Origin of the sequence: Pandoraea aquatica (genome assembly GCF_902459565.1) — a bacterium.
GTDB classification, from domain to species: Bacteria; Pseudomonadota; Gammaproteobacteria; order Burkholderiales; family Burkholderiaceae; genus Pandoraea; species Pandoraea aquatica.
On sequence record NZ_CABPSN010000002.1, the window covers coordinates 93,352 to 118,037 of the forward strand.

Below are 24,686 nucleotides of genomic sequence, written 5' to 3' on the forward strand. Positions count from 1 at the left end.
TATCTCAGGCTGCCAGCCGTTGCGACCCGCCGACCACCGTCAGCGCCGGGGCGTGGGCACCGCCAAAGCCGTGCGAGTCCATGGCGTGTCCTTCGCGCAGACGGAAGCGAGCCACCGTCTCCGCCAGCATGCGCGCCTGCTCGCTGAGCATGGCCGAGGCAGCCGCCGACTCTTCCACCAGCGCCGCGTTCTGCTGCGTCGCCTGATCCATCTCCGACACCGAACGGTCGATCTGGCTGATGCCCGCGCTTTGCTCGGTCATCGCACCGTGAATCTCGCTCACCAGACGCTGGACGCGGGTGATGCCGTCGACGATCTCATGCATCGTGGTGCCCGCCGCCTGCACGCGTTCCGTGCCGCTCTTCACGTTCTGCACGGACGTCTCGATCAGTCCCTTGATTTCCTGCGCGGCCGCCGCGCTGCGTTGCGCCAACGTACGCACTTCACCCGCAACCACGGCAAAGCCGCGGCCCTGCTCGCCCGCGCGGGCGGCTTCCACGGCGGCGTTGAGCGCCAGAATGTTCGTCTGGAAGGCAATGCCGTCGATCACGCTGATGATTTCCGTAATGCGCTCGGACGACTGCGTGATCGCTGCCATCGTGCCCACGGCGTCGGTCACGACCTGACCGCCACGTGCGGCGGCGGCGCTCGCGTCGTTGGCCAGACGCGTCGCATGCTCGGCGGTGTCGGCCGTCTGCTTGACGCTGGAGGTCAGCTCCGTGAGCGCGGACGACGTCTCCTGCAACGATCCGGCGGACGCCTCGGTGCGCTGCGACAGATCGCGGTTGCCCATTTCGATCTCGCTCGTGGCCGACGTCATCGACGACACGCCGGTGCGCACGTCGAGCATCACTGAGCTGATCTTGTCGACGAAGGCGTTGAACGACTTCGAGATCTGCGCGACTTCGTCGTGACCGGTGACGTCCAGACGCTGGGTCATGTCGCCGTCGCCCGAGCCGATGGTGTCCATCGCATCGCGCACGATCGACAGGCGCTTGAAGGCGCGCGAGGTGAAGATCGAAGCGATCAGCAGCGCGACGAGCGTGAGCACCACCAGCGTGACGATGGTGGCCGTAAGCACGTGCGTGAGACCCGAGGTGGCTTCCGCGCGGTCGAGCGCGACCACCAGATACCAGTCGGTGCCGGGAATGCGCTTGGCCTTGAGCAGCTTGATCGCACCGGACAGTTCCATCGAGACCGGTGCCGCGCCGTCGGCGGCCATGCCGGGCAGCGAGTCGGCGGTGAGCGCGGCGGAAACGTCGGTCGACGGTTTGAGCGAGTATTTGCTGTCCGGGTGGGCGATCACCTGTCCGTCGCTCGCGACGACCAGCGCGAGGCTCGACGGCGTGGGGTGAACGGCCTTGATGATGTCCTGCACGCCGGTGAGCGCCACGGCACCGCTGATGGCACCGGTTGTCTGACCGTCGCGCACGAGCGGCGCGGTGAAGGCCACGTAAGGAATGCCCGTCGACGAATCGCCATACGGCTTGGTGACGGTCAGCTTACCGGCCGCGACCGCGCTCTTGTACCAGGGGCGAGCCGTCGGATCGTAGTCCGCGGGGGTCGGTGCGGTGGAGAAGAATGTCTTGTCCGACCAGCCGATGCTGGTGATCGGGAAGTCGTTGGTCTTGCCCATGAGCTTCACGAGGCCGGTGGGGTCCCCCTTTTCCACGACTTGCGACGTGGCGACGACCGCTTGCGCCTTGTCGGCCGCCCAGCGCTCGACGGTGCCCGCGTTGCCGTTGGCCACGGCCGAGAGCGTGTGCTCGATGCTGGACATCATGCTGTCGCGCACGATCACATAGGTCGTGACGCCTGAGAGGATCAGCGCGCCCACCACCGTCAGACAGGTGATGAGCAGAATCCGGGTTCGCAACGAAGTGACTTTCATGGGCTTTCATCGGTAGGCCCGCGTGCGGGCCGTTGATTGGGGGCGGCTGCTCGGGCGATTTGGGGGCGCCGTCGCAGCGAAACAGTGAATCCGTTACATCCATTACGTCCTTGCTCTCTGCGCTTACGGCTCAACGGCGCAATAACTTTAGTGAGCAGGAATCAACGCCCATGTGCTGCGCTTCAACGGCGGGGCCGATGCCCTTCAACGGTGCTTTCGACCGGTATTTTTTTATTTCTCATTTCGTTCGTTGAAACGTGGGTGACTTTGCGTCCGGCGCATCGTTGCCATCGTCGCCATGGTCGTCTTCATCGATGAATGGCGAATCGGTATCGGGGGTTCCCTTTCGAAGCGCAAGGCGCGCTTCATTCGCGAGCGCTTCGTAGCGTTTGCGGAAACGGGTGAGTTCCTTTTCGTCGAGTTCTTCGAGATCGAGCAAGGCGTTGTGCGCGCCCTCCATCGCACGGATCAACTCGTCGAGCTTGATATGCATGGCCGCCGTATCGCGGTTCTGCGTGTTCTGGATGAGGAAGACCATCAGGAATGTGACGATGGTGGTCGACGTGTTGATGACCAACTGCCACGTGTCGCTGTAGCCGAAGAGCGGCCCCGTCACCGCCCAGATCAACACAAGCGCGACCGCCAGGACAAACGAGACCGGACGCCCGGTCACCGTGGAAAGGTAGCTCGAAAACTTCGAAAACCATTTGCCGTTCATGACCGTCTCCTGTGGATTGAAACGATAGACGGATGATGGCATAGGTGCGCCGGTCGTCGAATTCGCAATGCCTGTGTTCGTTCTCGCGATATCCGAGGCTTTCCCCAGCCGACTGACGCGCCAATGTCACAAGCGACGCCCGGCGGATTCACGTTGCCAAAGGCGCGGGTCGGAAAGCACAAGTGCGCCGCGCTATCAGTGCCAATCTGAAACTCCCAACTGTTCAAGGAGTTGAGTCATGCCCATGGTTGAAGGTGTTGATACGAATGCGGCCGCTTTAGCCGCGCAAGTGCTGTCCCAGTCCGACACGCCGGAGTCCAGTCCACACGGCAATCCGACTATGGCAAATGATCTGAGTTGTGTGACTAACTGCGGAGGTCACTCGGCGTTGCTCGAGCACCAGGAAAACGGACATATTCGGCTTTTGATCTCGACGCACTCCCCGGGGATTCCGCAACTTGCCGTGTCGATCAGGACATGCCCGCAAACAATCGACGAAGGTGAGCCGGATAAGAAAATCGACGAAACGAAAGAAGGCGAAGAGAGTGGTGAGGTGGAAGACTCGCCCGCAGCCCTCGAGGATGCGAAGACAGTTCTCAAGGCGGCGATTGACAATCGATATCACGACGGTAGGACTAGCAAGTTGCCGACATCGTTCTGGACGCTGAGCAAAGCCGGGCAGCAAAAGGTTTTTGCGTCTGCCATGGATTGGGTGCTATCGAATTCCAGCGAAAGAACGCCGAAATGGTTTTCGGCGATTCTGGACCTTGCTGCGGATGAAGGACTCGCTGGATATCTCACCAAAACGGTTCAACAGCACACGTATGACAAGTTGGACAATCTAGTGGAAAACCGATTGGTGAAATCCGTGATCGATGCGTACGGTATGCGAATCTAATAATTCGCAGCCCACTCAGGGGGCGCCACGCGATTGCGTCGGCGAACCCCTATGCACGTTAGCAACGACGACGTGTCTGGCTGGCTAACCGGCTTGCACAGCCTATCGCGCAAATGCGCCGGGAAACGCGAGGGACGTCGCCCGACATCCCTCGGCCAGTTCGTCGTCGTGAGTCGAGAACAGAACACAACGATTCTTGCCAAGTGCAGAAAACAAATCGATGAGCACCGCGCGCGACGGGCCATCAAGGCCACCGGTGGGTTCGTCTGCCAGGATCACGCGCGGTGCGCCGAACAGAATCGCCGTCAGATAGAACTTGCGACGCGTGCCCGTCGACATCTGCTCGAAGCGCTTTTCCATGTGCGGCATCAGGCTGAAGCGCTCGGCGAGATCGAGAACGTCTGCGCTTACCGTCACCTGACGTTGCGCCGCGCGTTGCTCTAGGAAGCCACGGCCCGTTTGCATGGGCTCCGTCATGCAATCGAACGGTACGACGGCGAGCGCGGTTTTGGCCGCAATCGGTTCGCTCTGCATCGAATGCCCGTCGATCCACACCTTGCCACCGCCCGTATCTACGGTGCCTGCGAGCATGCCGAGCAGCGTGGTCTTGCCGCCACCACCTTCATCCCGTAGCGCGAAGCAGCCCGGGCCGGCGTCGAACCGCAAATTCTCGAAAAGCGTGAAATCGTCGAAACGTTGGGTGAGCCCTTCGAAGCGAAGCAGCGATTCGTGATGCATGACTTCGCTCATTTCAGATACGCCTTGATGACGTGGAGTAAGGGCGCCAGCTCGGCTTCGCGGTGAGCCTGATCCGGTTCGTTGATGACGTGATCCACGAGATGGCCCTCGATGACAGCGCCCATCAGTCCGTTGATCGCCCCGCGAATCGCCGCGATCTGCTGAAGGATCTCGACGCAGTCGCCCTCTTCGCTCAACTGTCGCTCCAACGCCTGCGTCTGCCCCTGAATGCGACGCACGCGTGCCAACAGCTTGTTCTTGTCCCGAATCGTATGCACGGCTGGTCGCGCCCCTGTCGTTGAAAATCGAATGAAAAAATCCTAACACGAAGATACTGGTGGGGAGTATATTGCGAGGTATCGAATAACCCTACCGAGTCACGTGTCATGGCTGATTTCCCGACCCTTCTCCAGCAAGGCAGTGCCTGGCTGTTTATCCCGAGCGCGATACTGCTCGGCGCGTTGCACGGTCTGGAACCGGGCCATTCGAAGACGATGATGGCAGCCTTTATCGTGGCGGTACGCGGCACCGTCGGACAGGCCGTGTTGCTCGGTCTTTCGGCGACGGTATCGCACACGGCGGTGGTCTGGCTCGTCGCGATGGCGGGCATGTATTTCGGACGCAACTGGAATGCCGAAGCGACCGAGCCGTACTTCGAGGTGGCGTCCGGCGTGTTGATTCTCGCGGTTGCCGCGTGGATGCTGTGGCGCACGTGGCGCGATAACGCCGGCGCGTCGAGCACGAAGCATCACGACCATGGGCCTGCGCATGATCACGGGCAAAAACACGACCATGAGCACGACCATGAGCTCGGGCACACGCACTATCACGCGGAGCACGACCACAGCCATCGCCACGTCCATGACCATCCGTCGCATGCCATGCCGCATGATCACTCGCATGCACCTGTGCTCCGCAGCGCGGATTATCAGGACGCCCACGAGCGCGCCCATGCCCGCGACATTGAAAAGCGCTTCTCCGGACGCGAAGTCACGACAGGTCAGATCGTCATGTTCGGTCTGACCGGCGGACTCGTCCCATGCCCGGCTTCGATCACCGTGCTGCTGCTGTGTTTGCAACTGAAGCGCTTCGCGCTCGGCGCGGGCTTGGTGCTGTGCTTCAGCATCGGACTTGCGATGACGATGGTGGCGTCTGGCGCGCTGGCAGCGCTCAGCGTCCGGCACGTGTCACGCCGCTGGAGCGGGTTCGGTGAGTTCGCACGTAAAGCGCCGTATTTCTCGGGCGCGGTGATCGTGCTGGTCGGCGCGTTCGTCATTTATCGAGGCGCGGCGCATCTGCTTCTGAACGTTTGAAGCGGACTTCCTTCCGAGCAGTCGGCGTTGGGGGAAATATCGGCGGATGTCGAGGTGAAGCGCCCAACGTGAATCACCCGCCACATGAATCCGACAGGTCAATGTCGGCAACCCAAAGGGCGTCGACGGATCGGAACCACTATGAAATCTCCATTCACCGAAGGAGATAGATCATGGATGCGATTTCAACCGGTTTGGCCGTCAACAAGACGCAATTGCCCGTCGAGCTACCCGAGGACCGGTCCGGTAACCGGTCCGACTCGGAGGCGACCATAACTTCGGATCTAACACTTGCAGCGCCAGCGTCGCTTGCGGTGTCGAGGGACGGCGAAACCGAATGGCGAGGAGACACGACATTTCCGGAAGTGCTCCCCCCCTATTGGATGTGCGACAAAGCAAGCGGCGAATACGAAAGCCTCAGAGCCGATTTTCAGGCGGCGGTAAAGTTAGTCGTGAATGCTGAGGCAAAAAATAACGAAGGTGACGGCTTGCAATTCATGCGCAGCAGTCCGGCGCAGTTTCGCGGGTTTCCGGCGGATGACTACCACAAACTGTTGCGGAAGTCGTGTGGTCGTGGGGAGGAAAGATTAGGAAGACTGATGGAATTTTCCGTCATCACCGGATCCGATTCGCAGCGGGAGATGCGCTGGGAGATTATTGAGGAGCTATATAACGCCATTGATTATGACGATAGACCCAGTATGAAGGAAATGCTGGACAGACGTATAAAAAACTCAATAAATAGCTGCCTCGAACATTTGGGTCAAGATAGTGCCGATTCATCGAACAAATTCATATTGGATCTGCTTGGTGATGTCAGTACCTTCCGGCCGAGATATCGTCTGATCGCGTTGATACGGCTCTGTGAAATTATTCCGGAGAAAATCAAACAAATTCCCAAGTCAGACCTTGAGGATTTGCCGGCAACGCTGGCACTAAACGAGGCAGATACTTCCGGTGCGCTCAAGTGTCTTGGAGAGACGACCGGCTATGTCTTCCTACCACACGGAATTTTTGCCGATTGGGAAGAAATTGCGAGTCTGAACCCGGATGTTCAGGGTGATCAGAGAGTGCGCACCTACTTTGCAGATCAACTGAGACATAGAGTAGACAAGATCGTCGATGACGGAAGGGACGCGAATCTTGTCATGAGGGAGATCGTCTTGAGGTTGGCCCGCCTGGACGAAGACACGCAATCGGCCGGTGCCAAGTTGCTGCGCGAGTTCTTCAAAAGTGATCTATCGAGCATGTTTGCTGCATCCGGTGGAAAAAAAGCACTTGGTATAATCGGAAATTATTGTGATAGAGCCAAGTTGGAGTTCACTGATTTTTCGAAGGAGATTGCTGCTAGACTGAAGGGAGGCAAGCAGCTGAAATTGCAAGAAAGTTTTAAAGAATCGGCTCAAGCAAGAATCAGAAACAATAGAGAGTGGAATCACAATAGGGATTATTATTATTGGAGTATTGGTTCTGATTTGCAAAGGGTGTTGATTAACAAGGAAGGTGCTGAGAAACGCGCGGCCGTGATGGACATTCTTGACGGCTTTGACGAATGGGCGGATGGCCGTGGGAAATACTTTGCATTGCAAGATTTCTCGGCGATTATGTCTGACTACTACCGAGTGACCATAACCGATATCATCGGCAAGGATGCAGCTAACGCATGGTTGTCGGAGAATTACGCGGTGTCCGACAGAGAATTCGCTTTCGCCAGGGAGCACTTGGGTCTCGACAAGGTAGAAACGACGCCGGAGGAGGCTGGCGAAGAGTTCATCGTTCCTTACAACTCGTCAGAAAGGATGAAGTGGGCCGAAAGAAACCTTCTGTCCATTTGCGGCATGTACATGAACGGCAGCGGGACCGCGTTTGACATGCCTCCTTCCTTTAACAATCTCTCGTGGCAGGACAGAGCGGATGCGATGCAGCTGACGGTCAACTGGGCCATGCGGCCGTTGAACAACGACACCTTCAAAAAGTTGAGGGCTATGGCGGCTTCCGACGACCTTCGGGGTCTCATGGCGAACACGGTCACGAAGCGGAAATTTGCGGAAGTAAAGGACTTTGTCGGGGCAGACAGCCTTAGCGAGTTCATGAAGAAGCACCGCATGGTGCGCTCGAACTAAACACGCCGTCCGTTTGCCAACTCCCTCCGTGTCAGACCTGGACGGAGTTGGCGCATCCGCCACTTCAAGATTCGTGCACTCCACGCACAAATGCTGTGCGCGACGCCGTCTGGTTCGCGACGTCGCATCTTCCTAGACTGGGCACCTCAACGATCGCCACCGAGGATGACCCATGACGCACTTCCTGCTTCGAACCTTGAAACTCGCGACGCTCGGACTGTCGCTTTCTGCGGCGGCGTCTGCCGTCAACGCAGGCGAATCGCAAAGCGCGTCCGCGCCAACAATCCGCGCCATGCTCGGCGCGGCACCTATCGATCATCTCGACCCGAAGCGCACCGCGCTTCTCGTGATCGACTTCCAGAGCGAATACTTCACCGGCCGCATGCCGATTCCGGAGGGCGCGTCGGCGCTCGCCAACACGCAGAAGCTACTCGCGTTGGCCGATCGCACCGGCATGCCTGTCTTCCAGATTCAGCACGTCGCGCCTGCTGGTGCTGCGGTCTTCGCCATCGATGGAAAGACGGTCGCCTTCGCGCCCGGCGCTGCCCCTCGTGCCCGCGACACGGTGTTACAGAAGACGTCTGTTAGCGTTTTCGCCAGCACGGATATCGACGCACGTCTGAAGAAACTCGGCGTCGACACGCTGCTGATCACGGGCTTGATGACGCACGCCTGCGTCGCTGGCGCAGCGCGCGACGCCGTGCCGTTGGGTTATCGCGTCGTGGTAGCATCGGACGCCACCGCGACCCGTGACATCGCACGCGCCGACGGCACCCGCGTCGAGAGCGCAGCACTGCATCGCGCAGCCCTCGCGGAGATCGAAGACACCTTCGGCGACGTGGTGACGACCGCTCAGATGCTTCAACTGCCACTGCGCTGAACGTCAACCAAGCGCCACCTCTCACCCTGCCCGACCCCATGGACCAATTGCTGGCAATGCGCATCTTTCACGCACTCGTCGAAGCGCGCAGCTTCTCGGCGGCGGGTGAGATGCTGGGCATGTCGCATTCGAGCGTGTCGCGTCAGTTGAAGCAGACGGAAAGCGCGCTGGGGGTGGCACTGGTCAATCGCAGCACGCGTCAGTTTTCGCTCACGCCTGCCGGTGAGCGGTACCACCGGCATTGCGTCGATATCCTCGCGCGCGTGGACGCCATGACGCACGCCATGACCGACGAGCGCGAACAGCCGAGCGGTCCGTTGCGCGTGACAGTGCCGCTCGCCATCGGCACGCTCGAACTTCCCGCGTGGTTGCCCGCGTTTCGCCTGCGTTATCCGGACATCGATCTGACGTTGTCTTGCAGCGATCAATACGTCGATCTGCTCGCGGAAGGGTTCGACGTCGCGTTGCGCATCAGCAGCACGCCGCTGGCCGACAGCAATCTTCAGGCGAAACTGCTGACGGCATCGGAGACGGTGCTCGTCGCCTCCCCCGCCTATCTCTCGCAAGCCGGACTGCCTCGCACGCCGGAAGCACTCGCGTCGCATCAGTGTCTGCGCTTCGCAGGAGCAAACTCGCCCGACGCATGGACGATCACCGCGCCGGACGCTCAGGTACATCGTGTGACGCTCGACGGCGCATTCACCACCGACGCCATCACAGCGCTCTTTGCCGCAGCGCTCGCGGGGAGCGGCATCGCGGCGTTTACCGAACGCACGGTGCGCGCCGAACTCTCGCTCGGCACGCTCGTGCGCGTGCTACCGCAATGCACCCTCGGCCGTAGCCACTACTACGCCCTTTATCCACAGACGCGCCACGTCAACCCGAAGGTGCGCGCGTTCATCGGCTTCATGACGGAGCACTATCGCGAGTCGTGAGCGCATCACCGGCGCTGCAACAACGACCGTCAGACAAGCCTGCGCGCCTCGTGTCAGAATCCGGGAATTCGTTCCGATCTTGCGAGGCCGTTCTCATGACCGATCCGAAAGACATCGCCCCCGAAAGCACCGCCGCGCGCGTGGCGCTCTGGCGCGCGTTGCATCTCGAAGTCGATGCAGAGCCGCCGGTGCTAGCCGACGACGTCGGCCTACGCTTGCTCGCACCGCCGGACGACTGGCGCGAGCGTGGAGACATGCACCCGGCGTTCACGCGTCCGTTTCGCGCGTCCATCGTCGCGCGGGCGCGTTACATCGAAGACCTCGTCATCGCAGAGATGAAGCGTGGCGTGCGGCAATACGTCATTCTCGGCGCGGGCCTCGACAGCTTCGCGCAGCGTCATCCCGAACTCGCCGGATCGCTCTCGATTTTCGAAGTCGATAAACCGGGGCCGCAGCGCTGGAAGCACGACCGTCTCATCGCGTTGGGCTACGGCGTGCAGGACTGGCTGCACTTCGTGCCCGTGGATTTCGAAGCGGGAGAGTCGTGGCGTGACGCATTGTTGCAACATGGCTTCGACGCGAGCCAGCCCGCCGTGATCGTTTCGACGGGCGTGAGCATGTATCTGACGCGCGAGGCCAACGGCGCGACGCTGCGTGAGGTGGCGTCGTTCGCGGGCGACGGGTCGACACTGGCGATGACGTTTCTGTTGCCGCTGGAGATGGCGGATCCGGAGGTGCGACCGGGGCTGGAGATGGCGGAGAAAGGCGCACGCGCGAGCGGCACGCCGTTCATCAGCTTCTTCACGCCGGATGACATGATGGCGTTCGCTCGCGAGAACGGGTTTGCGGATGCGCAGCACGTGTCCGCCGCCGCGCTTACAGCACGTTACTTCGCCCATCGTACCGACGGCCTGCATCCCCCGGCGAACGCCGAGGAGTTACTGATCGCGACAACGTAGCGCGACGGTTGAGAAGATTTTTCGTTGTCCTGTACTGCGAAACATGCGTGATCGCGATATGCTGCCCCGGCGGTGCGGTTTGCCGCGCGTATCCAGAAAAGTCCACCGGAGGGACCGCATGACGCTGACTGAACTTCTCATCCCTACATTCCTGCACATGCTGCGTAGCCATGGCGCGTGGCTCGACAAGGCGGCCGCGTACGAGAAAGCGAAAGGCAAGGATGCCGACGCGCTGATGACGCTGCGTCTCGCACCCGACATGTACCCGCTCGCCGCACAGGCGCGCTTTGCGAGCTACCTGTCGATGGAGCCGGTGCATCGCCTGCGTGGCGAAGCCATTCCGGAAGCCACGAAAGAGATTCAACGCGAAGGCTGGAACAGCAGTCAGCATCCGGGCACCTTCGCTGAGGCTAAAGCGCGCCTCGCGACCGCCATCGAATTTCTCGAAGCGTTGCCGGGCAACGCGCTCGACGCAGGCGAATACATCGATATCGCGCTTGAGTTGCCCAACGGCGTGGTGTTCGACATGACCGGCGAGCAGTACGCGCGCGATTGGGCACTCGCTCAGTTCTACTTCCACACTAATACCGCCTATAGCATTCTGCGTCAGCACGGCGTGGAACTCGGCAAGGGTGAGTACGTAGCGCATGCGCTCGCGTATCTGCGTCCGGGCACGCTGCCCAAGGGCTAAGCCTGCTGCGGCGACGAAGGGACGCATGGACGAAGGGCGGAGATTTCTCCGCCCTTCTCATTTCTCGCGACACTCAATGCATTCAACGCTGTACGATCAACGCACCGACCTGAACGCCAGACGCAGATCGTGGCTCAGCGTATCCGGTTGCTCCCACGCGGCGAAGTGGCCGCCCTTGGCCGGACGACTGTAGTAGATCAGGTTGGGGAACGCCTTTTTCGCCCAGCTCTCCGGCGCTTGATACAGCTCATCCGGGAACGCGCTGACGGCAACCGGGATCTTGATGCCTTTCGGCGCGAAGAACGCAAGCTTGTTCTCCCAATACAGTCGCGCCGACGACACCGCCGTGTTCGTGAGCCAGTACAGCGTGATGTTGTCGAGCACGTCGTCACGCGTCAGACCTTCCTGCTTTCCATCGAACACACGCGCGATCAACTCGTAACTGCGCGCATCGTGATCCAGCATCCACGCCGCCAGGCCGACGGGCGAATCCTCGATGCCGTACAACGTCTGCGGACGTGCCGTCATCTCCTGCGCATAGGCGAGGCCATGCGAGTAGAAGAAGTCGAGCTGCTCGTAGGCGCGCTTCTCGTCCGCCGACAGATTCGCCGGTGCCGGTTTGTGCGCGTCGAGCGAGCGCTGAATTTCGTCGGGCACGGCCCCGGGCATGTTCGTGTGAATCGCCAGTAATCCCGGGGGTGCCTGCACGGCCATCTGCTCGGTCACGGCATCGCCCCAGTCGCCACCTTGCGCGACGTAGTGCTGATAGCCGAGCCGTCGCATCAACTCCTCCCACGCACGGGCGATGTGCGCCGGGTCCCAGCCCAGTTCGTTGGGTTTGCCCGAGAAGCCGTAGCCCGGCAGCGAAGGAATCACGATGTCGAACGCGTCGTCGGCGCTGCCGCCGTGCGCCGTCGGATTGGTGAGCGGATCGATCAGCTTCAGTTGCTCGACGACCGACCCCGGCCAGCCGTGCGTCACGATGATGGGCAACGCGTTCTTGTTCTTCGAACGCACGTGAATGAAATGGATATCCACGCCATCGATGTTCGTCACGAACTGCGGCAAGGCATTCAGCTTCGACTCCACACGACGCCAGTCGTAGTCGTTCGCCCAGTACTGCGCGAGCTTCTTCATCGTCTCAAGCTGCACGCCCTGCGTGCCGTCGTTCACCAGTTCGCGACTCGGCCATTTGGTGGCAGCGATGCGCTGGCGCAAGTCCTTCAACGATTGCTCCGACGCGTGGAACTGGAACGGACGGATGGACGTGTCCACGGCCTGTGTCGACGCGCTTGCCGACGGTGCGGCTTGCGACGGCTGCGCGGCGCTGGCCCACGCGGGCATAAACATGCCGATGGACGCGAGTGCAGTCGTCACCGCCAGCACACGAATCGGATGCGCGCGGCTGGCGCGACGAGGGAGTTTTGCTGAATGCATTTTCTGTGTCTCGGGGGAAAGAGGCGTCAGACGAGGTTGAGTTCGACGTCGATGTTGTTGCGCGTCGCCTTCGAGTACGGGCAGGTCTGGTGGGCCGCGTCGATGAGCGCCAGGGCGACGTCGCGCTCAAGTCCCGGCAGGCTGACGTTCAGGCGTGCCTTCAGGAAGTACGCGCCGTCTTCATTGGCGAGATCGACTTCGGCGTCGACGGCCGTGTCGGCGGGCAGCTGAATCTTCAGCTTGCCGGCGGCCAGCCCCATCGCACCGATAAAGCAGGCCGACCAGCCAGCGGCGAAAAGCTGCTCCGGGTTCGTACCGGGACCGCTCGATCCGGGCGAGGACAGTTTGACGTCGAGCTTGCCGTCGGAGCTGAGCGCCGAGCCGTCGCGGCCGCCGGTGGTGTGGGTTTTGCCGGTGTAGAGGATCTTGCTAGCCATGATGTTTTCCTTTCGATTTGGGTTGAGATTGCCTGTGAATTGTCTTTTGCTCGTATCCGATGTAATCGGATGCGATGAATAATGCGACAGGCGAAATCAAAAGTCAACACCTTCCGATTAAATCGGATGCGATGTATATTATGGTCAAATTGAACGAACCCACGAGAACTGAACATCATGAGCAAATCCAAGCCCACAGACGCCCCGCTGCCGAACCTCAGCGACTTCCTGTGTTTTGCGGTGTACTCGGCCAATCTGGCCTTCGGCCGCGCCTACAAGTCGATCCTTGATGAACTGGGCATCACCTACACCCAATGGATCACGATCGTGGCGCTCTGGGAGGACGACAATCTTTCCGTCAAGCGACTGGGCGAGAAGCTGTTCCTGGAGTCGAACACGCTGACGCCCATCCTGAAGAAGCTCGAAGAACTCGGCTATCTGCGACGTCAGCGCGATCCCGCCGACGAGCGGCAGGTCATCGTCAGTCTGACCGAGGAAGGGAAGCAACTGCGCAAGAAGGGTGCGCAGCGCGATCTGATTGCGGCGACGGGCCTCGATCCGGAGGAGTTCGACCGCACGCAGAAGGCCGTCGCGAAAATGCGCGACAGCCTGCTTAAGCACGCTAACGGCGATTGAACGGCCGAGCGTCGTCTGCCACGCATCGCCCGTGCATCACTCGCCGATCAGAAACGGCGGTCCGAAGCGCGTCGCGATGTGTTCCGTCGACTCGAACAACTCGCGCAGGACCTGACTCGTGCACGTCGGTTGCACGTAGAGATAGAACGCGACGTCGGGCAGGCGCGGCAATCCGTCGGCCTCCGAGAGTACGCGCATGTTGGCGTCGAGTAATTCGGTGGTGCGGGCCGTGACACCCAGGCCCGCGCTGATCGCGGCCTTGATGCCGGTGAGCGTCGGTGAGATGAAGCTCGTGCGCCACGCAATGCCCGCCGCATTCAGCCGCTCGATAGACAGGCGACGGAACAGACTCAACTCGTCCGCCATCACGAGCGGCACGGGGGCCGACGAGTTGAAGATGAAGTCGTCGGCACAGATCCACACCATCGGCGACGTGCGCAATTTGATGCCGGGAAAACCTTCGTCGTAACGCGTCGAGATCGCGAGATCGAGTTCGTTATCGCGCAGCGCGTCCATCAAGTGCGGGCTGCGTCCGACGTTGATCTCCAACTGTAATTCCGCCGAGAGTTTCGACAGGCGCCGCAACATGCTCGGCAGAATCGACTCCGCCACATCGTGCGGCGAGCCGATGCGCAATTTCTCCGCCGGTCCGCGCGTCTGCATGACCTGCACCGCCTGATCGTTGAGCGCGAGAATCTTATTGGCATACGCGACGAGACGCACGCCATCCGTCGTCATCGTCTTCTGCCGCCCCTGCTTTTCGAACAGCGGGCAACCCATTTCCTGCTCAAGCCGTTGCATCTGCTGCGTGATGGCCGACTGCGTGCGACCCACGCGTGTGGCGGCCGCCGCAAACGTCTCATGCTGCGCAATCGCGACGAAAGTCCGCAGCAGATCGATATCGAGATTTCGCATGGTCGTCCGCCTTGATACTTCAGAAACGTTAATGTTTCCGGGATAAAAATTAAATTGTTCTGGAGAATTTTGGTGGATAACCTGCCTGACACTCAAGCAATATTTATGTGACCGGGGGTGGAAGCCGGCATTGATCGGTCCCCCGCTAATCGATTTGCGTCATTTGCTTTCGCGCACACGACATCGAATCCGTCGAATCGATACGCCTTCGGTCAAACCCAAGGAGACTCAGGATCATGTGGCAACGACACCTTGCCGGCGCGCTGTTCGCAACACTCGCCATGACGGGCATCACGCACCTGGCGCACGCCGACCAGCTGGCTGACATCAAGGCGCGCGGCACGCTCGTTTGCGGCACGCAAAACGCCAGCGAACCGTATGCATTTCCCGATGCCGCCACGCGCAAGATCGTCGGCTTCGACGTCGACGTGTGCACCGCGCTCGCGAAAGGCCTCGGCGTGAAGCTCGAACACCGCGCCCTGTCGACCGACGCCCGTATCCCCGAACTCAAGACGCGCCGCGTCGACGTGCTCGCCGCCGCCGTCGCGTGGATGCCGGCCCGCGCCGCGCAGGTCGACTTCAGCGATCAGTACTTCGTCGCCCCGATTCGCGTGCTGGTGCGCGCCGACTCGCCGGTGCAGACGCTCGATCAGCTCTCGGGCAAGAAGATCGCCGCCTCGGAAGGTTCCAGCTCGGCGGCGGTGTCGGTCACGCGCCTGCCCGACTCGAATCTGCTGACGTTCCACGACATCTCGTCGGCGTTCCTCGCGCTGCAACAAGGCAAGGTCGAAGGGCTGGTGGCGGGGCAACTGATTCTCGCGCGCTTCGCCAACGAAGCGGCCGCCAAGGGCGGACAGCAATACCGTCTGCTGACCAAGCCGGTGTTCGAAGAGCGCTGGGGCGTGGTGATGAACAAGGGCGAGCCGGCGCTGCGCGAAGCCGTGAACAAGATTCTGGTCGACTACGACAAGACGAACGGCTTGCAGGACAGCTTCGAGAAGTGGCTCGGCAGCAAGTCCGTGTACAAGTTCACGCGCGACTACAAGGTCGAGCCGATCAAGGTGCAGTGAGCGAGACGTCGCACAATGTTCGATCTCTCGTTTCTGCTCGAAGACGGTTACCTGAAGCTATTCCGCGACGGTGTACTGACCACGCTCAAGCTGTTCGTGGTCTCGGGAATGCTGGCCATCGTCGTGGGCATCGTGCTCACGACGCTGCGCGCCCTGCCGGTGAAGCTCTTCAAGGGCTTCGTGATCGTGGTGGTGGAGTATCACCGCAACGTGCCGGTGCTGGTGCAGATTCTTGTCTGGTACTTCGGCGTGCCGCAACTACTGCCGGAAGGTCTGCGCGACTGGATCAACGCGGGCAATACCGAGTTCTTCTTCGCGACGATCGCGCTGGCGCTCAACGCCGGCGCGTTCATCTCGGAAGACCTGCGCTCGGGCCTGCGTGCGATTCCGCATACGCAGCAGGAAGCCGCGTGGTCCATCGGTCTCACGTACTTGCAGTCGTTTCGCTACGTGATTCTGCCGCAAGGCATTCGCGTGGCGCTGCCCGCATTGCTCAACCAGTCGCTGTTGCTGTTCAAGAACAGTTCGCTCGCGATGGCGATCGGCGTGCATGAGTTGCTGTACCGCACGCGTCAGATCGATAACCTGACGTTCCGTACCTTCGACGTGTTTCTGGTGGCCACGATTCTGTATCTGATCGGCACGCTCGCGCTCATGGCGCTCTCCGAGCACTTCGCCAAGCGCCGCACGGCGCCCTCGGGAGTCTGACGATGTTCGAGATTCTTCACGACTATCTCGCACTGTTCCTCGTCGGCAGCTGGCCCAACGGACCGCTCGGCGGTGTGGCGATCACGCTGATTCTGTCGGCACTGGGCTTGGTGATTTCGTTTCCGATTTCGGTGCTGATCGGTCTGGCGCAGGTCTCGCCGTGGCGCTGGATGCGACGCCTCGCCGGTATCTGGACACGCTTCGTGCGCGGCATTCCGTTGCTGATGATCATCTTCTGGGCGTACTTCGCTGTGCCGCTGCTGGTGGGGGCCGAAGTCTCGGCGTTCACTACGGCCGTGTGCGCGATCATCGTCTACGAAAGCGCCTTCCTGTCGCAGATCGTGCGCGCAGGTCTCGAGGGGCTGCCGCGTGGGCAGATGGAAGCGGCGCGCTCGAACGGGCTGTCGTGGCTGCAAAGCATGCGTTACGTGCAACTGCCGCAGGCGCTCGCGAACATGCTGCCGTCCATCGTCAACCAGTTCGTATCGATCATCAAGGCGACGTCGCTCGCTTACGTGATCGGCGTGCCGGAACTGACGTACTCGGCGGCGCAGGTCAATACGATCACGCTGACCAAGCCGCTGCAAACGTTCCTCGTGCTCGCAGCGTTCTATTTTGTGTTGTGTTTCGCCATTTCCCGATTCGCCGGCTGGCTGGAGCGACGTATCGCCCGCCAGCGCGCGGGACTGGCGTAAGCGCAGGGTTCAAGACGATTTAAGAAGGAGAGCGCGATCATGACCATGCTCGCATTCGAAAAAGTCGACAAGTTCTACGGCGACCACCATGTCCTGAAGGGCATCGATGCCACTATCGGACGCGGCGAAGTCGTTGTGGTGTGCGGCCCGTCCGGCTCCGGCAAGTCGACACTGATTCGCACGGTGACACGACTCGAAGCCATTCAGAAGGGACGCATTCTCTTCGAAGGCAAAGACGTGAATGCCCGCGACATGAAGATCAATCAGTTGCGCGCGCGCATCGGCTTCGTCTTCCAGAGTTTCAACCTGTTTCAGAACCTGTCGGTGCGACAGAACCTGATCCTCGGGCCGACGAAGGTGCTCGGCATGTCGCGCGACGAAGCGGTCGCGCAGGCCGAAGCGCTGCTCACGAAAGTGGGCCTCGCCCACAAGATCGACGCGATGCCCGCGAACCTCTCGGGCGGCCAGCAACAGCGCGTGGCGATTGCACGTGCGCTGGCGATGAAGCCGCCGCTCATGCTGTTCGACGAGCCGACGAGCGCACTTGATCCCGAGATGGTGCAGGAAGTGCTGCAAGTCATGCGCTCGCTTGCCGACGAAGGACTCACGATGATGATCGTCACGCACGAGATGGGATTCGCGCGCGACGTGTCGAGCCGCGTGTGGTTCATGGATCAGGGGCAGTTGCTCGAAGACGCGCCGCCGTCGGAGTTCTTCAGCCAGCCGAAGCACGCACGTGCGCAGCGATTCCTGCAAGACGTGCTGCGGCCGTCGCCGATGATCAGCGTGCCGCGCGATGCGGTGCCTGCCTGAGGCGTCTTCCTCGCACGCGAGCCGAACACACCCGACACACTGAACACACGATAGCGCCTCAACCGCGCACCTCACATAACAAAGCACTACGGAGAAGACTTTCATCATGTCCACGACTCAACTTCCCGAACAACGTCAGGCCGCTGTGAGCGACGCCATCGCTGCCATGAAGGCCGCGCTGGCTCCGGCGGGCGAGACGCGTCCCGCACTGGCCGAAGTGCTCGAACAGGTCAAAGCGCTCGCTGCGCGCACCGCGCTGTGGAGCGAAGCCGACTTCCCGCCGCCGACCGACGGCGAGCTGCAAGCGCGCTATCTGATTCATGAAGACGCCGACAAGACCTACGCGCTGTATCTGAACGTCATGCGTCCCGGTAAAAAGATCACGCCGCACAACCACACGACGTGGGCGTGCATCGCGGCCGTCGACGGCGTGGAATACAACTACGTCTACCGCCGCACGGACGACGGCAAGACGCCCGGCGTCGGCACGCTCGAAGTGAGCGACACCGTCGTCGTGGACCCGGGCCATGGCATTGCGCTGGCGTCGGACGACATTCACGCGGTCGAGATTCAGGGCGACGCGCCGATCCGCCATCTGCACATGTACGGCCGTGCGCTGGAGACGCTGACCGAGCGCATCACGTTCGACCTCGCCAAGGGCACGTATCAGGTGATGGATATCGGCGTGAAGACGCGCCGCTGATGCCCTGACCGTCGGCACCCGTATCGCCGACGGCAAGCGACAAGACTCACCGATGGCGCGACTCGATTCGCGCCACCCGCATCACACTGCCCATGCCACTGGCACGAGCGGTGCGGGCCTGCTCATCCCTACGCTTTGGCATTTGCCGGGCGGAACTGATAAATCACGTAACGCTATGACTTCGTTCACTCCTCATTTTGTGCCGCCTGCCCTGCTCAAGGAATGGCTGCACGACGGCGCCGAGATCGCCGTGTTCGACGTGCGCGAGCACGGCCAGTATGGCGAGGCGCATCTCTTTTACGGCGTGACGCTACCCTACAGCCGTCTCGAACTCGACATCGTGCGTCTGGCACCGCGTCGCGACGCGCGCATCGTCGTGTATGACACCGACCAGAGCGTGGCGGTGCTGGCGGCGCAGCGTCTCGATGCGCTGGGCTATTCCGATGTGTACGTGCTGGAAGGCGGCACGCAGGCGTGGCAGGCGGCGGGTTTCACGCTGTTCGCCGGGGTGAATGTCCCGTCGAAGACGTTCGGCGAACTCGTCGAGATGGCATATCACACGCCGCGTGTGACGGCGCGCGAGCTTGCCGCCATGCGTGAGCGCGGTGACAACGTGGTGATTCTCGATGGACGTCCCGTCAACGAATATCTGAAGATGACGATTCCGTCGTCCATCTGCTGCCCGAATGGCGAACTGGGTTATCGCATTCGCGATCTGGTGCCGGACACGACGACGCCCATCGTCGTGAACTGCGCGGGGCGTACGCGCAGCATCATCGGCGCGCAGACGCTCATCAACCTCGGCATTCCGAATCCGGTGATGGCGCTGGAGAACGGCACGCAGGGCTGGTATCTGGAAGACCTGCCGCTGGAGCATGGCAGCACGCGTCGCTATCCCGACGCGGTGTCGCCCGCCAGCGTCACGCAGATGCGCGAAGCCAGCGGTGCGCTCGCCGAGCGCTTCGCTGTGCCGGAAGTCGATGCGTCGACGTTTGCGCAATGGGCGACGGATACGACGCGCACGGTGTTCCTGTGCGACGTGCGCACGCCGGAGGAATACGCCGCTGGCACGCTGCCGGGCGCGCAGCATACGCCGGGCGGGCAACTGATTCAGGCGACGGACCAGTACGTGGGCGTGCGTCATGCGCGCGTGGTGCTGTTCGATAACGACGGCGTGCGTGCGCCGATCGTCGCGAGCTGGCTGCGTCAGCTGGGTCACGATGCTTATGTGTTGCGTGACGGACTTAACAGCGGAGTGTCGTTGGCTGCGACGACACCGGGTGTTGCTACGGCGTTGCCGGAGATCGATGTGGCGACGTTGAAGACGGCATTGGCGGACGGCAGCGTGACGGTGATCGACGTGCGTCCAAGCATGAGCTTCCGCCGTGAGCATGCGACGGGCGCGCAATGGGCGATTCGTCCGCGTCTGCCGAAGCTGCCTGCGTCGGGCAATGTGGTGTTGATTGCTGACGAGCGCGGTGTGGCCGAATTGTTCGTGGCGGATTGGCGTCGTGAGAACGCGCAGGACACGCGCACGTTCTCCGTGCTGGCGGGCGGCTTCAAAGCATGGGCCGCCGCCGGGTTGCCGGTCGAGGCGACACCGGACTCGCCGCCGGACGCCGACTGCATCGACTATCTGTTCTTCGTGCATGACCGTCACGATGGGAACAAAGCAGCTGCGCGTCAGTATCTGGCGTGGGAAACCGGCTTGCTCGCGCAGTTGGACGAGCATGAGCGCGGTGCTTTCCGTATTGGTGACGCCGCCGTCGCGAAGTAAGCTGTGACTTTTGGCGCGCATGTGACCGTCCCGGTCCAGCGCGCCAGTGCTGCTTGACCTGAACCGTCCGAACCGTTCTCTCTACGCCAGACCATGTCTCGACAATCCCCCCCGCCTTCCTCGTCTTCCGAATCCACGTCTTCCGCCGAACGCGACGCGCTGCATCACGGCAGCTCGGTTCGCGTCGCTACGCGCCTCGTCAAAGGCGGTATGGATACTGCCGTCATTGGCGGTCGTGCCGTTAACCCGCCGGTGGTGCGTGCGTCCACGGTGTTGTTCGAATCGATGGACGACCTGAACGATGCACGTCGCCGTCGCGGCACCGAGCGCATGTTCACGTACGGCGCGCGTGGTAACCCGACGGGCTTCGCGCTCGAAGACGTCGTCGCCGGGCTGGAAGGCGGGTATCGCGCGCGACTGTTCCCGACGGGACTGGCGGCGATCTCGATGGTGTTTCTGGCATACGTGCGTCCTGGCGATCACGTGCTGATCGCGGATTGCGTGTATCAGCCGGTGCGTCATTTCGTCGAGACGTTCCTCAAGCCGTGGGGTGTGCACGTCACGTTCTTCCGGGCGGACGGTAGCGACGCCGCCGAGCATATGACGGCGCGCACGAAGATGATTTACGTGGAAGCCCCCGGCTCGCTCGTCTATGAGATGTGCGACATTCCGGCGCTGGCCGATCTGGCGCATCGTCACGGGGCGCTGCTCGTCGCGGACAACACGTGGGGATCGGGCGTGCAGTGCCGTCCGCTGATGCTCGGGGCGGACATCTCGGTGATGGCCGCGACGAAGTACCTGAGCGGCCATTCCGACGTGATGATGGGCACCGTCACCACGACGCAGGAAGTCTGGCAGACGCTCTCGACGATGGCCGACGCGCAAGGCGTGGCCGTAAGTCCCGACGACGCCTATCTGGTGTTGCGTGGCACTCGCACGTTGGCCGCGCGTCTTGCGATGCATGAGCGCAATGCGTTGGAGGTGGTGCATTGGCTGGATGGGTTGCCCGACGTGGCGCGTGTGTTCTGTCTGGCGCTGCCGACGGACCCGGGGCACGAGTTGTGGCGTCGGGATTGTCTGGGCACGAACGGGTTGGTGTCGTTCGAGCTTGCCAAGGCGACGCCCGTGCAGGCGGACCGCTTCGTCGATTCGCTGAAGTTGTTCGGCATCGGCGCATCGTGGGGCGGTTTCGAGAGTCTGGCGACGGTGTCGAACGTGGTCGGCACACGCACGTGCGAAGACTGGTCGCATGCCGGTCCCATCGTCCGTCTGCATATCGGTCTGGAAGATCCGCAGGATCTGATTGACGATCTCGCTGCGGCGTTTGAGACGGTGTTTGGGAAGTGATTTTGGCTGTTTGAGGCCGAGGACGCGAGCAGTGTGGCGAGTGCCGCGAGAGTTCCACGCGGCGACTCGTTTCGCATCCACCGTCCAGCCTGCCGCAGTGGCTGCTGCGGCGATTATCGCGCCGCCCGCTAGAAGCCGGGCGGCCGATTCAACTACTTCGCAGGTGCCGGTGCCGGACGGCTGCCGTCGAGCGTAGTCAGAATCTGATGAGCGGCGCGCAGACGTTCTTCCATCGGGTAATTCTTGTTGGCGAGCAGTACGATCGCCATCTGCTTCGACGGGACGAAGGCCACATACGTGCCGAACCCGCTCGTCGATCCCGTCTTGTTGACCCACGACACCGGTGCCGGTGCCATCGGCGGCGTGAGTTCGCGTGCAGGCGTCGATTCCATCGACATCCGCGTGGAGTTGCCCTCGATCAGCGCCTCGACCGTGACGGGATACGGATACTGCTCCCACGCGAGGTCTTGCGTCATCGGCGCATCGAAGAAGTAACTGGTGCGTGTCGCGTAGATGGCGTGACGCAGACGCCGGTCATGGACCGCCTCCCCGATATTTGCGTTGACGAAGCGCAGCAAGTCGGAGGCAGTCGTTTTCACACCGTAGGCCTCCTGCTCGAACACACCGGGCGAGACGCGAATCGGCTTGCCGTTCTTATATCCCCATGCGTAATTCGCCTGTTGATCTTCCGGCACCTTGATGAAGGTGTGCTTCAGATTGAGCGGCTTGAAGACGTGATCCGACACGAGTGTGGCGTAATCGCCGTGCATGGCGCGGGCGGTAATCCAGCCGAGCGCACCGATGCTTATATTCGAGTACGTGCGCGCGGTGCCGGTCGGTTTGGGGGGCGTCCATGCTTTGAGGTACTGCGTCATCTCGTCGATGTTGGTGACGCTGTCCGGTACCTGTTGCGGCATGCCACCGGTGGTGTGCGTACCGAGATTCAGCAGCTTGACGTCACCGAACGGTGTGCCTGCGAATTCTGGGGCGAGGCGGCTGATTTTGTCGGTCAGCGAAAGCGCGCCGGTGGTCTGAGCGTACGTAGCCAGCGTGGCGGTGAAGGTTTTGCTGACGGAGCCGATCTCGAACAGGGTGTCGTTGGTGACGGGTTTGTTGGCGGCCTTGTCGGCGACCCCGTAATCGAAGACATAGGACTGTCCATCAAAGAGGACGCCGACGGCCATGCCAGGAATGTCCTGACGCGCCATCAGCGGCTCGATAGTCTTGTCGACAAGCGATTTGATCTCGTCTTGCCGGGGATTCGTCTGAACTTGCGCACCGGGCTCGGCGGCATAACTGCGCGCGCTGAAAGCCATCCAGCTAATAGCGGCGGTCGCCGCGAGGGCAGCAAACAGGGTGATATAGGGCTTGGTCATCGACGCTCATCTCCGTATGAAGGCTCACCGGGGCGTACATTCTGCATCGCCGTGAGCTGTGGACGAAGCGTAAACCCAAAGGGGATTGGGTTTGGGGTGGTTGCATGTAACCGTTGTAACGGTTGCAACTCACGGCATTTGAATTTTCGAGCGGATTTCGTGGATGGTGCGAAAGGTGGCGGGCGGGGTAAGCAAGTCGGAATTTCGCCAAGAAAGCCTTGCCGCCCGCATACAACAGACAACCAAACCTACTGGCGAGCCGCGAAGGTCTCCTCGGTAACGAGCTTCGCAACGAAATCAATTTTCTGCTGCGCTAAGTGAGCAAATTGACGTTGCAGCAAGAGAAATGCATCGCACGCCTGCGGAGAGTCACGTTTTGCACCATTAAGCTTGGCGCGGAGCGCATCAAGCTGATCGTCGTAGAGGCGCGTCTGTTCGCCCCTGCCGACTTGAACGAACTCTTGCATTGCTGCGTCGAAAGCAAGCCCCTTGGCCTCCTGTACGGATGTTACCGCCCATAACATTTGCGCCCTCGTTGTGTCTCGAACAAGCGAGATCTCGCGTTGTCCACTCTTATAAGCGTCAGAGTCGTTGCAGTCGTACGCAAACGCCGGTGTCTGCACGAGGAGGCCAACACACATAGTTAAAAGACCGAAGATCGAGGCTCGCGTCATTTGGGTTCAACCTATTTTCGTTCGATAGAGTTCTAAGAAACAACCGTGGTGCGCAATGCAGTTATCGGCCAATTTTCAAGTCCTTCAAGATGTCCTTCTGCCCCCACTTGAATGAACAACGGCGGCCTGTCTCCATTCCGATTGTTCCGGTCTCGTCAGTGACATCGGTGCTTATGGGCACGCATCCGCCGGTAATTTTCACGATCGAAGACCCCTGCATCGAAAGAGGGAATTCAATTGCGGCATCCTTCGGAATCGTATGTGTCAGCGTGACGTCTTCAACATAGTCATCCGGCAACACGAAGATAAGTGCGCGATCGACCTTCAGCGTGTAGTAGTCGTGCTGAAACGGCGCCGATGTCACGCAGAGTTCGGTCGTGTGACCGTCGTTGGACTGAGTAAAGCACTTGGGCTCAACTGCATATGCACTGAAGGCAAGGCTGCTCACGACTGCAATTGTGGCGGTATGTGTTGCACGTAAGGATGGAATTTTCATGTGTTTGAATTGAATCTTTATAGATTGGTAACGTTCTAGCAACCCTGTGAATCACTTGCCCTTTGTCTTAATCATCGCATCAACTTTCACCCTGAAATAGTCGATCGGGGCCAGCGGATATTGCGACGTGTCACAGCTCTTTTTCTTTGCGAGTGACAGATTTTCAACAGCTATCTCTTGATGTCGATTGAACGCCGAAGCGTAGGGTGACGGTGCTCTTTGGTCGATCAGAAAAAATTGCGCCAAAGCACCGTCTACATCGCCGTTCTTGCCATAGTCTTGCTCGAAATTTCTTGTCGCCCATTCATTTAGCTGCTGTGCTACTTCCTCATGTTGATCACACGTTAGCGATTCGCCAAGATTTTTTGATTGAAAAGAGGTGCAGCCAAACAGTGTGCCAATGAAGATGCCAAAGAATGCAGTCTTTATAGTCGCTCTCACTTCTACTTCCTTTTC

26 protein-coding genes are annotated in these 24,686 nt (G+C 60.8%); 15 read left to right on the forward strand and 11 right to left on the reverse strand.

The genetic code is table 11. From position 1 onward, the window contains the following. Window positions 1-4: 4 nt before the first annotated feature. On the reverse strand, window positions 5-1,891 hold the full coding sequence (locus PAQ31011_RS05915) for a methyl-accepting chemotaxis protein (protein WP_150574982.1): 1,887 nt from the start codon (window positions 1,889-1,891) through the stop codon (window positions 5-7). 238 nt (window positions 1,892-2,129) lie between these two features. Beyond that, window positions 2,130-2,609, reverse strand: a complete 480-nt coding sequence (locus PAQ31011_RS05920; protein ID WP_150574983.1) for a low affinity iron permease family protein — start codon at window positions 2,607-2,609, stop codon at window positions 2,130-2,132. A gap of 238 nt (window positions 2,610-2,847) precedes the next feature. On the opposite strand from PAQ31011_RS05920, the gene PAQ31011_RS05925 reads away from it, so the two are divergent. Further along, window positions 2,848-3,507, forward strand: a complete 660-nt coding sequence (locus PAQ31011_RS05925; RefSeq protein WP_150574984.1) for a hypothetical protein — start codon at window positions 2,848-2,850, stop codon at window positions 3,505-3,507. 102 nt (window positions 3,508-3,609) lie between these two features. Here the strand turns inward: PAQ31011_RS05925 and PAQ31011_RS05930 are convergent, their stop codons facing one another. Together PAQ31011_RS05930 and PAQ31011_RS05935 are read right to left on the reverse strand one after the other, a co-directional pair. Further along, window positions 3,610-4,257: an ATP-binding cassette domain-containing protein gene (locus PAQ31011_RS05930; RefSeq protein ID WP_246179403.1), complete on the reverse strand. Its 648-nt coding sequence runs from the start codon at window positions 4,255-4,257 to the stop codon at window positions 3,610-3,612. Beyond that, complete coding sequence (locus PAQ31011_RS05935) at window positions 4,254-4,523, reverse strand: metal/formaldehyde-sensitive transcriptional repressor (protein WP_150574985.1); 270 nt, start codon at window positions 4,521-4,523, stop codon at window positions 4,254-4,256. Before PAQ31011_RS05935 ends, PAQ31011_RS05930 begins: the two co-directional genes overlap by 4 nt. Before the next feature lie 108 nt (window positions 4,524-4,631). Between PAQ31011_RS05935 and PAQ31011_RS05940 the strand changes: the two genes are divergently transcribed. The 6 genes from PAQ31011_RS05940 to PAQ31011_RS05965 all read left to right on the forward strand — a co-directional run bounded on the left by PAQ31011_RS05940 (window position 4,632) and on the right by PAQ31011_RS05965 (window position 11,146). Continuing rightward, entirely contained in the window at window positions 4,632-5,558 is a 927-nt protein-coding gene (locus tag PAQ31011_RS05940; RefSeq protein WP_150574986.1) for a nickel/cobalt efflux protein RcnA, read from the forward strand. Between the two features lie 173 nt (window positions 5,559-5,731). Continuing rightward, complete coding sequence (locus PAQ31011_RS05945; RefSeq protein ID WP_150574987.1) at window positions 5,732-7,681, forward strand: hypothetical protein; 1,950 nt, start codon at window positions 5,732-5,734, stop codon at window positions 7,679-7,681. Window positions 7,682-7,853: 172 nt separating this feature from the next. Next, window positions 7,854-8,561, forward strand: a complete 708-nt coding sequence (locus tag PAQ31011_RS05950) for a cysteine hydrolase family protein (RefSeq protein ID WP_150574988.1) — start codon at window positions 7,854-7,856, stop codon at window positions 8,559-8,561. A 38-nt stretch (window positions 8,562-8,599) separates the two neighbouring features. Next, window positions 8,600-9,496: a LysR family transcriptional regulator gene (locus tag PAQ31011_RS05955; RefSeq protein ID WP_150574989.1), complete on the forward strand. Its 897-nt coding sequence runs from the start codon at window positions 8,600-8,602 to the stop codon at window positions 9,494-9,496. 95 nt (window positions 9,497-9,591) lie between these two features. Beyond that, window positions 9,592-10,455 carry a class I SAM-dependent methyltransferase gene (locus PAQ31011_RS05960; RefSeq protein WP_150574990.1) on the forward strand — a complete coding sequence of 288 codons (864 nt, stop codon included), beginning with the start codon at window positions 9,592-9,594 and terminating at the stop codon, window positions 10,453-10,455. Window positions 10,456-10,573: 118 nt separating this feature from the next. Continuing rightward, entirely contained in the window at window positions 10,574-11,146 is a 573-nt protein-coding gene (locus tag PAQ31011_RS05965) for a DUF1993 domain-containing protein (RefSeq protein WP_150574991.1), read from the forward strand. 96 nt (window positions 11,147-11,242) lie between these two features. Here the strand turns inward: PAQ31011_RS05965 and PAQ31011_RS05970 are convergent, their stop codons facing one another. Both PAQ31011_RS05970 and PAQ31011_RS05975 read right to left on the reverse strand, forming a co-directional pair. Continuing rightward, window positions 11,243-12,583 carry an epoxide hydrolase family protein gene (locus PAQ31011_RS05970; protein ID WP_150574992.1) on the reverse strand — a complete coding sequence of 447 codons (1,341 nt, stop codon included), beginning with the start codon at window positions 12,581-12,583 and terminating at the stop codon, window positions 11,243-11,245. Between the two features lie 26 nt (window positions 12,584-12,609). Next, on the reverse strand, window positions 12,610-13,020 hold the full coding sequence (locus PAQ31011_RS05975) for an organic hydroperoxide resistance protein (protein ID WP_150574993.1): 411 nt from the start codon (window positions 13,018-13,020) through the stop codon (window positions 12,610-12,612). Window positions 13,021-13,197: 177 nt separating this feature from the next. Here PAQ31011_RS05975 and PAQ31011_RS05980 point away from each other — a divergent pair, with 177 nt between their 5' ends. Next, window positions 13,198-13,656, forward strand: a complete 459-nt coding sequence (locus tag PAQ31011_RS05980) for a MarR family winged helix-turn-helix transcriptional regulator (RefSeq protein WP_150574994.1) — start codon at window positions 13,198-13,200, stop codon at window positions 13,654-13,656. 36 nt (window positions 13,657-13,692) lie between these two features. Here PAQ31011_RS05980 and PAQ31011_RS05985 read toward each other — a convergent pair whose 3' ends face one another. Beyond that, complete coding sequence (locus tag PAQ31011_RS05985; RefSeq protein ID WP_150574995.1) at window positions 13,693-14,571, reverse strand: LysR substrate-binding domain-containing protein; 879 nt, start codon at window positions 14,569-14,571, stop codon at window positions 13,693-13,695. Window positions 14,572-14,807: 236 nt separating this feature from the next. Here PAQ31011_RS05985 and PAQ31011_RS05990 point away from each other — a divergent pair, with 236 nt between their 5' ends. The 7 genes from PAQ31011_RS05990 to metC all read left to right on the forward strand — a co-directional run bounded on the left by PAQ31011_RS05990 (window position 14,808) and on the right by metC (window position 21,684). Beyond that, entirely contained in the window at window positions 14,808-15,641 is an 834-nt protein-coding gene (locus tag PAQ31011_RS05990; RefSeq protein ID WP_150574996.1) for a transporter substrate-binding domain-containing protein, read from the forward strand. Between the two features lie 15 nt (window positions 15,642-15,656). Then, window positions 15,657-16,349 carry an amino acid ABC transporter permease gene (locus tag PAQ31011_RS05995; RefSeq protein WP_150574997.1) on the forward strand — a complete coding sequence of 231 codons (693 nt, stop codon included), beginning with the start codon at window positions 15,657-15,659 and terminating at the stop codon, window positions 16,347-16,349. Window positions 16,350-16,351: 2 nt separating this feature from the next. After that, a complete protein-coding gene (locus PAQ31011_RS06000; protein WP_039394375.1) occupies window positions 16,352-17,044 on the forward strand; it encodes an amino acid ABC transporter permease in 693 nt (230 codons plus the stop codon). A 39-nt stretch (window positions 17,045-17,083) separates the two neighbouring features. Then, the gene (locus PAQ31011_RS06005; protein WP_281349979.1) at window positions 17,084-17,857 is read left to right on the forward strand and encodes an amino acid ABC transporter ATP-binding protein; all 774 of its coding nucleotides are present in this window, start codon (window positions 17,084-17,086) and stop codon (window positions 17,855-17,857) included. Window positions 17,858-17,963: 106 nt separating this feature from the next. Next, complete coding sequence (locus PAQ31011_RS06010) at window positions 17,964-18,560, forward strand: cysteine dioxygenase family protein (RefSeq protein WP_039394382.1); 597 nt, start codon at window positions 17,964-17,966, stop codon at window positions 18,558-18,560. 175 nt (window positions 18,561-18,735) lie between these two features. Continuing rightward, complete coding sequence (locus PAQ31011_RS06015; RefSeq protein ID WP_150574999.1) at window positions 18,736-20,337, forward strand: rhodanese-like domain-containing protein; 1,602 nt, start codon at window positions 18,736-18,738, stop codon at window positions 20,335-20,337. 93 nt (window positions 20,338-20,430) lie between these two features. Further along, entirely contained in the window at window positions 20,431-21,684 is a 1,254-nt protein-coding gene (gene metC / locus PAQ31011_RS06020; RefSeq protein WP_150575000.1) for a cystathionine beta-lyase, read from the forward strand. 152 nt (window positions 21,685-21,836) lie between these two features. On the opposite strand, the gene blaPNC is transcribed toward metC, so the two are convergent. From blaPNC to PAQ31011_RS06040, 4 genes are all read right to left on the reverse strand, one after another. Beyond that, the gene (blaPNC, locus tag PAQ31011_RS06025) at window positions 21,837-23,060 is read right to left on the reverse strand and encodes a PNC family class C beta-lactamase (RefSeq protein WP_150575001.1); all 1,224 of its coding nucleotides are present in this window, start codon (window positions 23,058-23,060) and stop codon (window positions 21,837-21,839) included. Between the two features lie 248 nt (window positions 23,061-23,308). Then, the gene (locus PAQ31011_RS06030) at window positions 23,309-23,527 is read right to left on the reverse strand and encodes a hypothetical protein (RefSeq protein ID WP_150575002.1); all 219 of its coding nucleotides are present in this window, start codon (window positions 23,525-23,527) and stop codon (window positions 23,309-23,311) included. 268 nt (window positions 23,528-23,795) lie between these two features. After that, on the reverse strand, window positions 23,796-24,230 hold the full coding sequence (locus PAQ31011_RS06035) for a hypothetical protein (RefSeq protein WP_150575003.1): 435 nt from the start codon (window positions 24,228-24,230) through the stop codon (window positions 23,796-23,798). Between the two features lie 51 nt (window positions 24,231-24,281). Beyond that, window positions 24,282-24,671, reverse strand: a complete 390-nt coding sequence (locus tag PAQ31011_RS06040) for a hypothetical protein (RefSeq protein ID WP_150575004.1) — start codon at window positions 24,669-24,671, stop codon at window positions 24,282-24,284. Window positions 24,672-24,686 lie beyond the last annotated feature (15 nt).

Excerpts from the sequence above, each read along its gene's own strand:
- PAQ31011_RS05915 (WP_150574982.1), bottom strand. The coding sequence starts at position 1,891 with ATGAAAGTCACTTCGTTGCGAACCCGGATTCTGCTCATCACCTGTCTG.
- PAQ31011_RS05920 (WP_150574983.1), bottom strand. The coding sequence starts at position 2,609 with ATGAACGGCAAATGGTTTTCGAAGTTTTCGAGCTACCTTTCCACGGTG.
- PAQ31011_RS05925 (WP_150574984.1), top strand. The coding sequence starts at position 2,848 with ATGCCCATGGTTGAAGGTGTTGATACGAATGCGGCCGCTTTAGCCGCG.
- PAQ31011_RS05930 (WP_246179403.1), bottom strand. The coding sequence starts at position 4,257 with ATGAGCGAAGTCATGCATCACGAATCGCTGCTTCGCTTCGAAGGGCTC.
- PAQ31011_RS05940 (WP_150574986.1), top strand. The coding sequence starts at position 4,632 with ATGGCTGATTTCCCGACCCTTCTCCAGCAAGGCAGTGCCTGGCTGTTT.
- PAQ31011_RS05945 (WP_150574987.1), top strand. The coding sequence starts at position 5,732 with ATGGATGCGATTTCAACCGGTTTGGCCGTCAACAAGACGCAATTGCCC.
- PAQ31011_RS05950 (WP_150574988.1), top strand. The coding sequence starts at position 7,854 with ATGACGCACTTCCTGCTTCGAACCTTGAAACTCGCGACGCTCGGACTG.
- PAQ31011_RS05955 (WP_150574989.1), top strand. The coding sequence starts at position 8,600 with ATGGACCAATTGCTGGCAATGCGCATCTTTCACGCACTCGTCGAAGCG.
- PAQ31011_RS05960 (WP_150574990.1), top strand. The coding sequence starts at position 9,592 with ATGACCGATCCGAAAGACATCGCCCCCGAAAGCACCGCCGCGCGCGTG.
- PAQ31011_RS05965 (WP_150574991.1), top strand. The coding sequence starts at position 10,574 with ATGACGCTGACTGAACTTCTCATCCCTACATTCCTGCACATGCTGCGT.
- PAQ31011_RS05970 (WP_150574992.1), bottom strand. The coding sequence starts at position 12,583 with ATGCATTCAGCAAAACTCCCTCGTCGCGCCAGCCGCGCGCATCCGATT.
- PAQ31011_RS05975 (WP_150574993.1), bottom strand. The coding sequence starts at position 13,020 with ATGGCTAGCAAGATCCTCTACACCGGCAAAACCCACACCACCGGCGGC.
- PAQ31011_RS05980 (WP_150574994.1), top strand. The coding sequence starts at position 13,198 with ATGAGCAAATCCAAGCCCACAGACGCCCCGCTGCCGAACCTCAGCGAC.
- PAQ31011_RS05985 (WP_150574995.1), bottom strand. The coding sequence starts at position 14,571 with ATGCGAAATCTCGATATCGATCTGCTGCGGACTTTCGTCGCGATTGCG.
- PAQ31011_RS05990 (WP_150574996.1), top strand. The coding sequence starts at position 14,808 with ATGTGGCAACGACACCTTGCCGGCGCGCTGTTCGCAACACTCGCCATG.
- PAQ31011_RS05995 (WP_150574997.1), top strand. The coding sequence starts at position 15,657 with ATGTTCGATCTCTCGTTTCTGCTCGAAGACGGTTACCTGAAGCTATTC.
- PAQ31011_RS06000 (WP_039394375.1), top strand. The coding sequence starts at position 16,352 with ATGTTCGAGATTCTTCACGACTATCTCGCACTGTTCCTCGTCGGCAGC.
- PAQ31011_RS06005 (WP_281349979.1), top strand. The coding sequence starts at position 17,084 with ATGACCATGCTCGCATTCGAAAAAGTCGACAAGTTCTACGGCGACCAC.
- PAQ31011_RS06010 (WP_039394382.1), top strand. The coding sequence starts at position 17,964 with ATGTCCACGACTCAACTTCCCGAACAACGTCAGGCCGCTGTGAGCGAC.
- PAQ31011_RS06015 (WP_150574999.1), top strand. The coding sequence starts at position 18,736 with ATGACTTCGTTCACTCCTCATTTTGTGCCGCCTGCCCTGCTCAAGGAA.
- metC (WP_150575000.1), top strand. The coding sequence starts at position 20,431 with ATGTCTCGACAATCCCCCCCGCCTTCCTCGTCTTCCGAATCCACGTCT.
- blaPNC (WP_150575001.1), bottom strand. The coding sequence starts at position 23,060 with ATGACCAAGCCCTATATCACCCTGTTTGCTGCCCTCGCGGCGACCGCC.
- PAQ31011_RS06030 (WP_150575002.1), bottom strand. The coding sequence starts at position 23,527 with ATGCAAGAGTTCGTTCAAGTCGGCAGGGGCGAACAGACGCGCCTCTAC.
- PAQ31011_RS06035 (WP_150575003.1), bottom strand. The coding sequence starts at position 24,230 with ATGAAAATTCCATCCTTACGTGCAACACATACCGCCACAATTGCAGTC.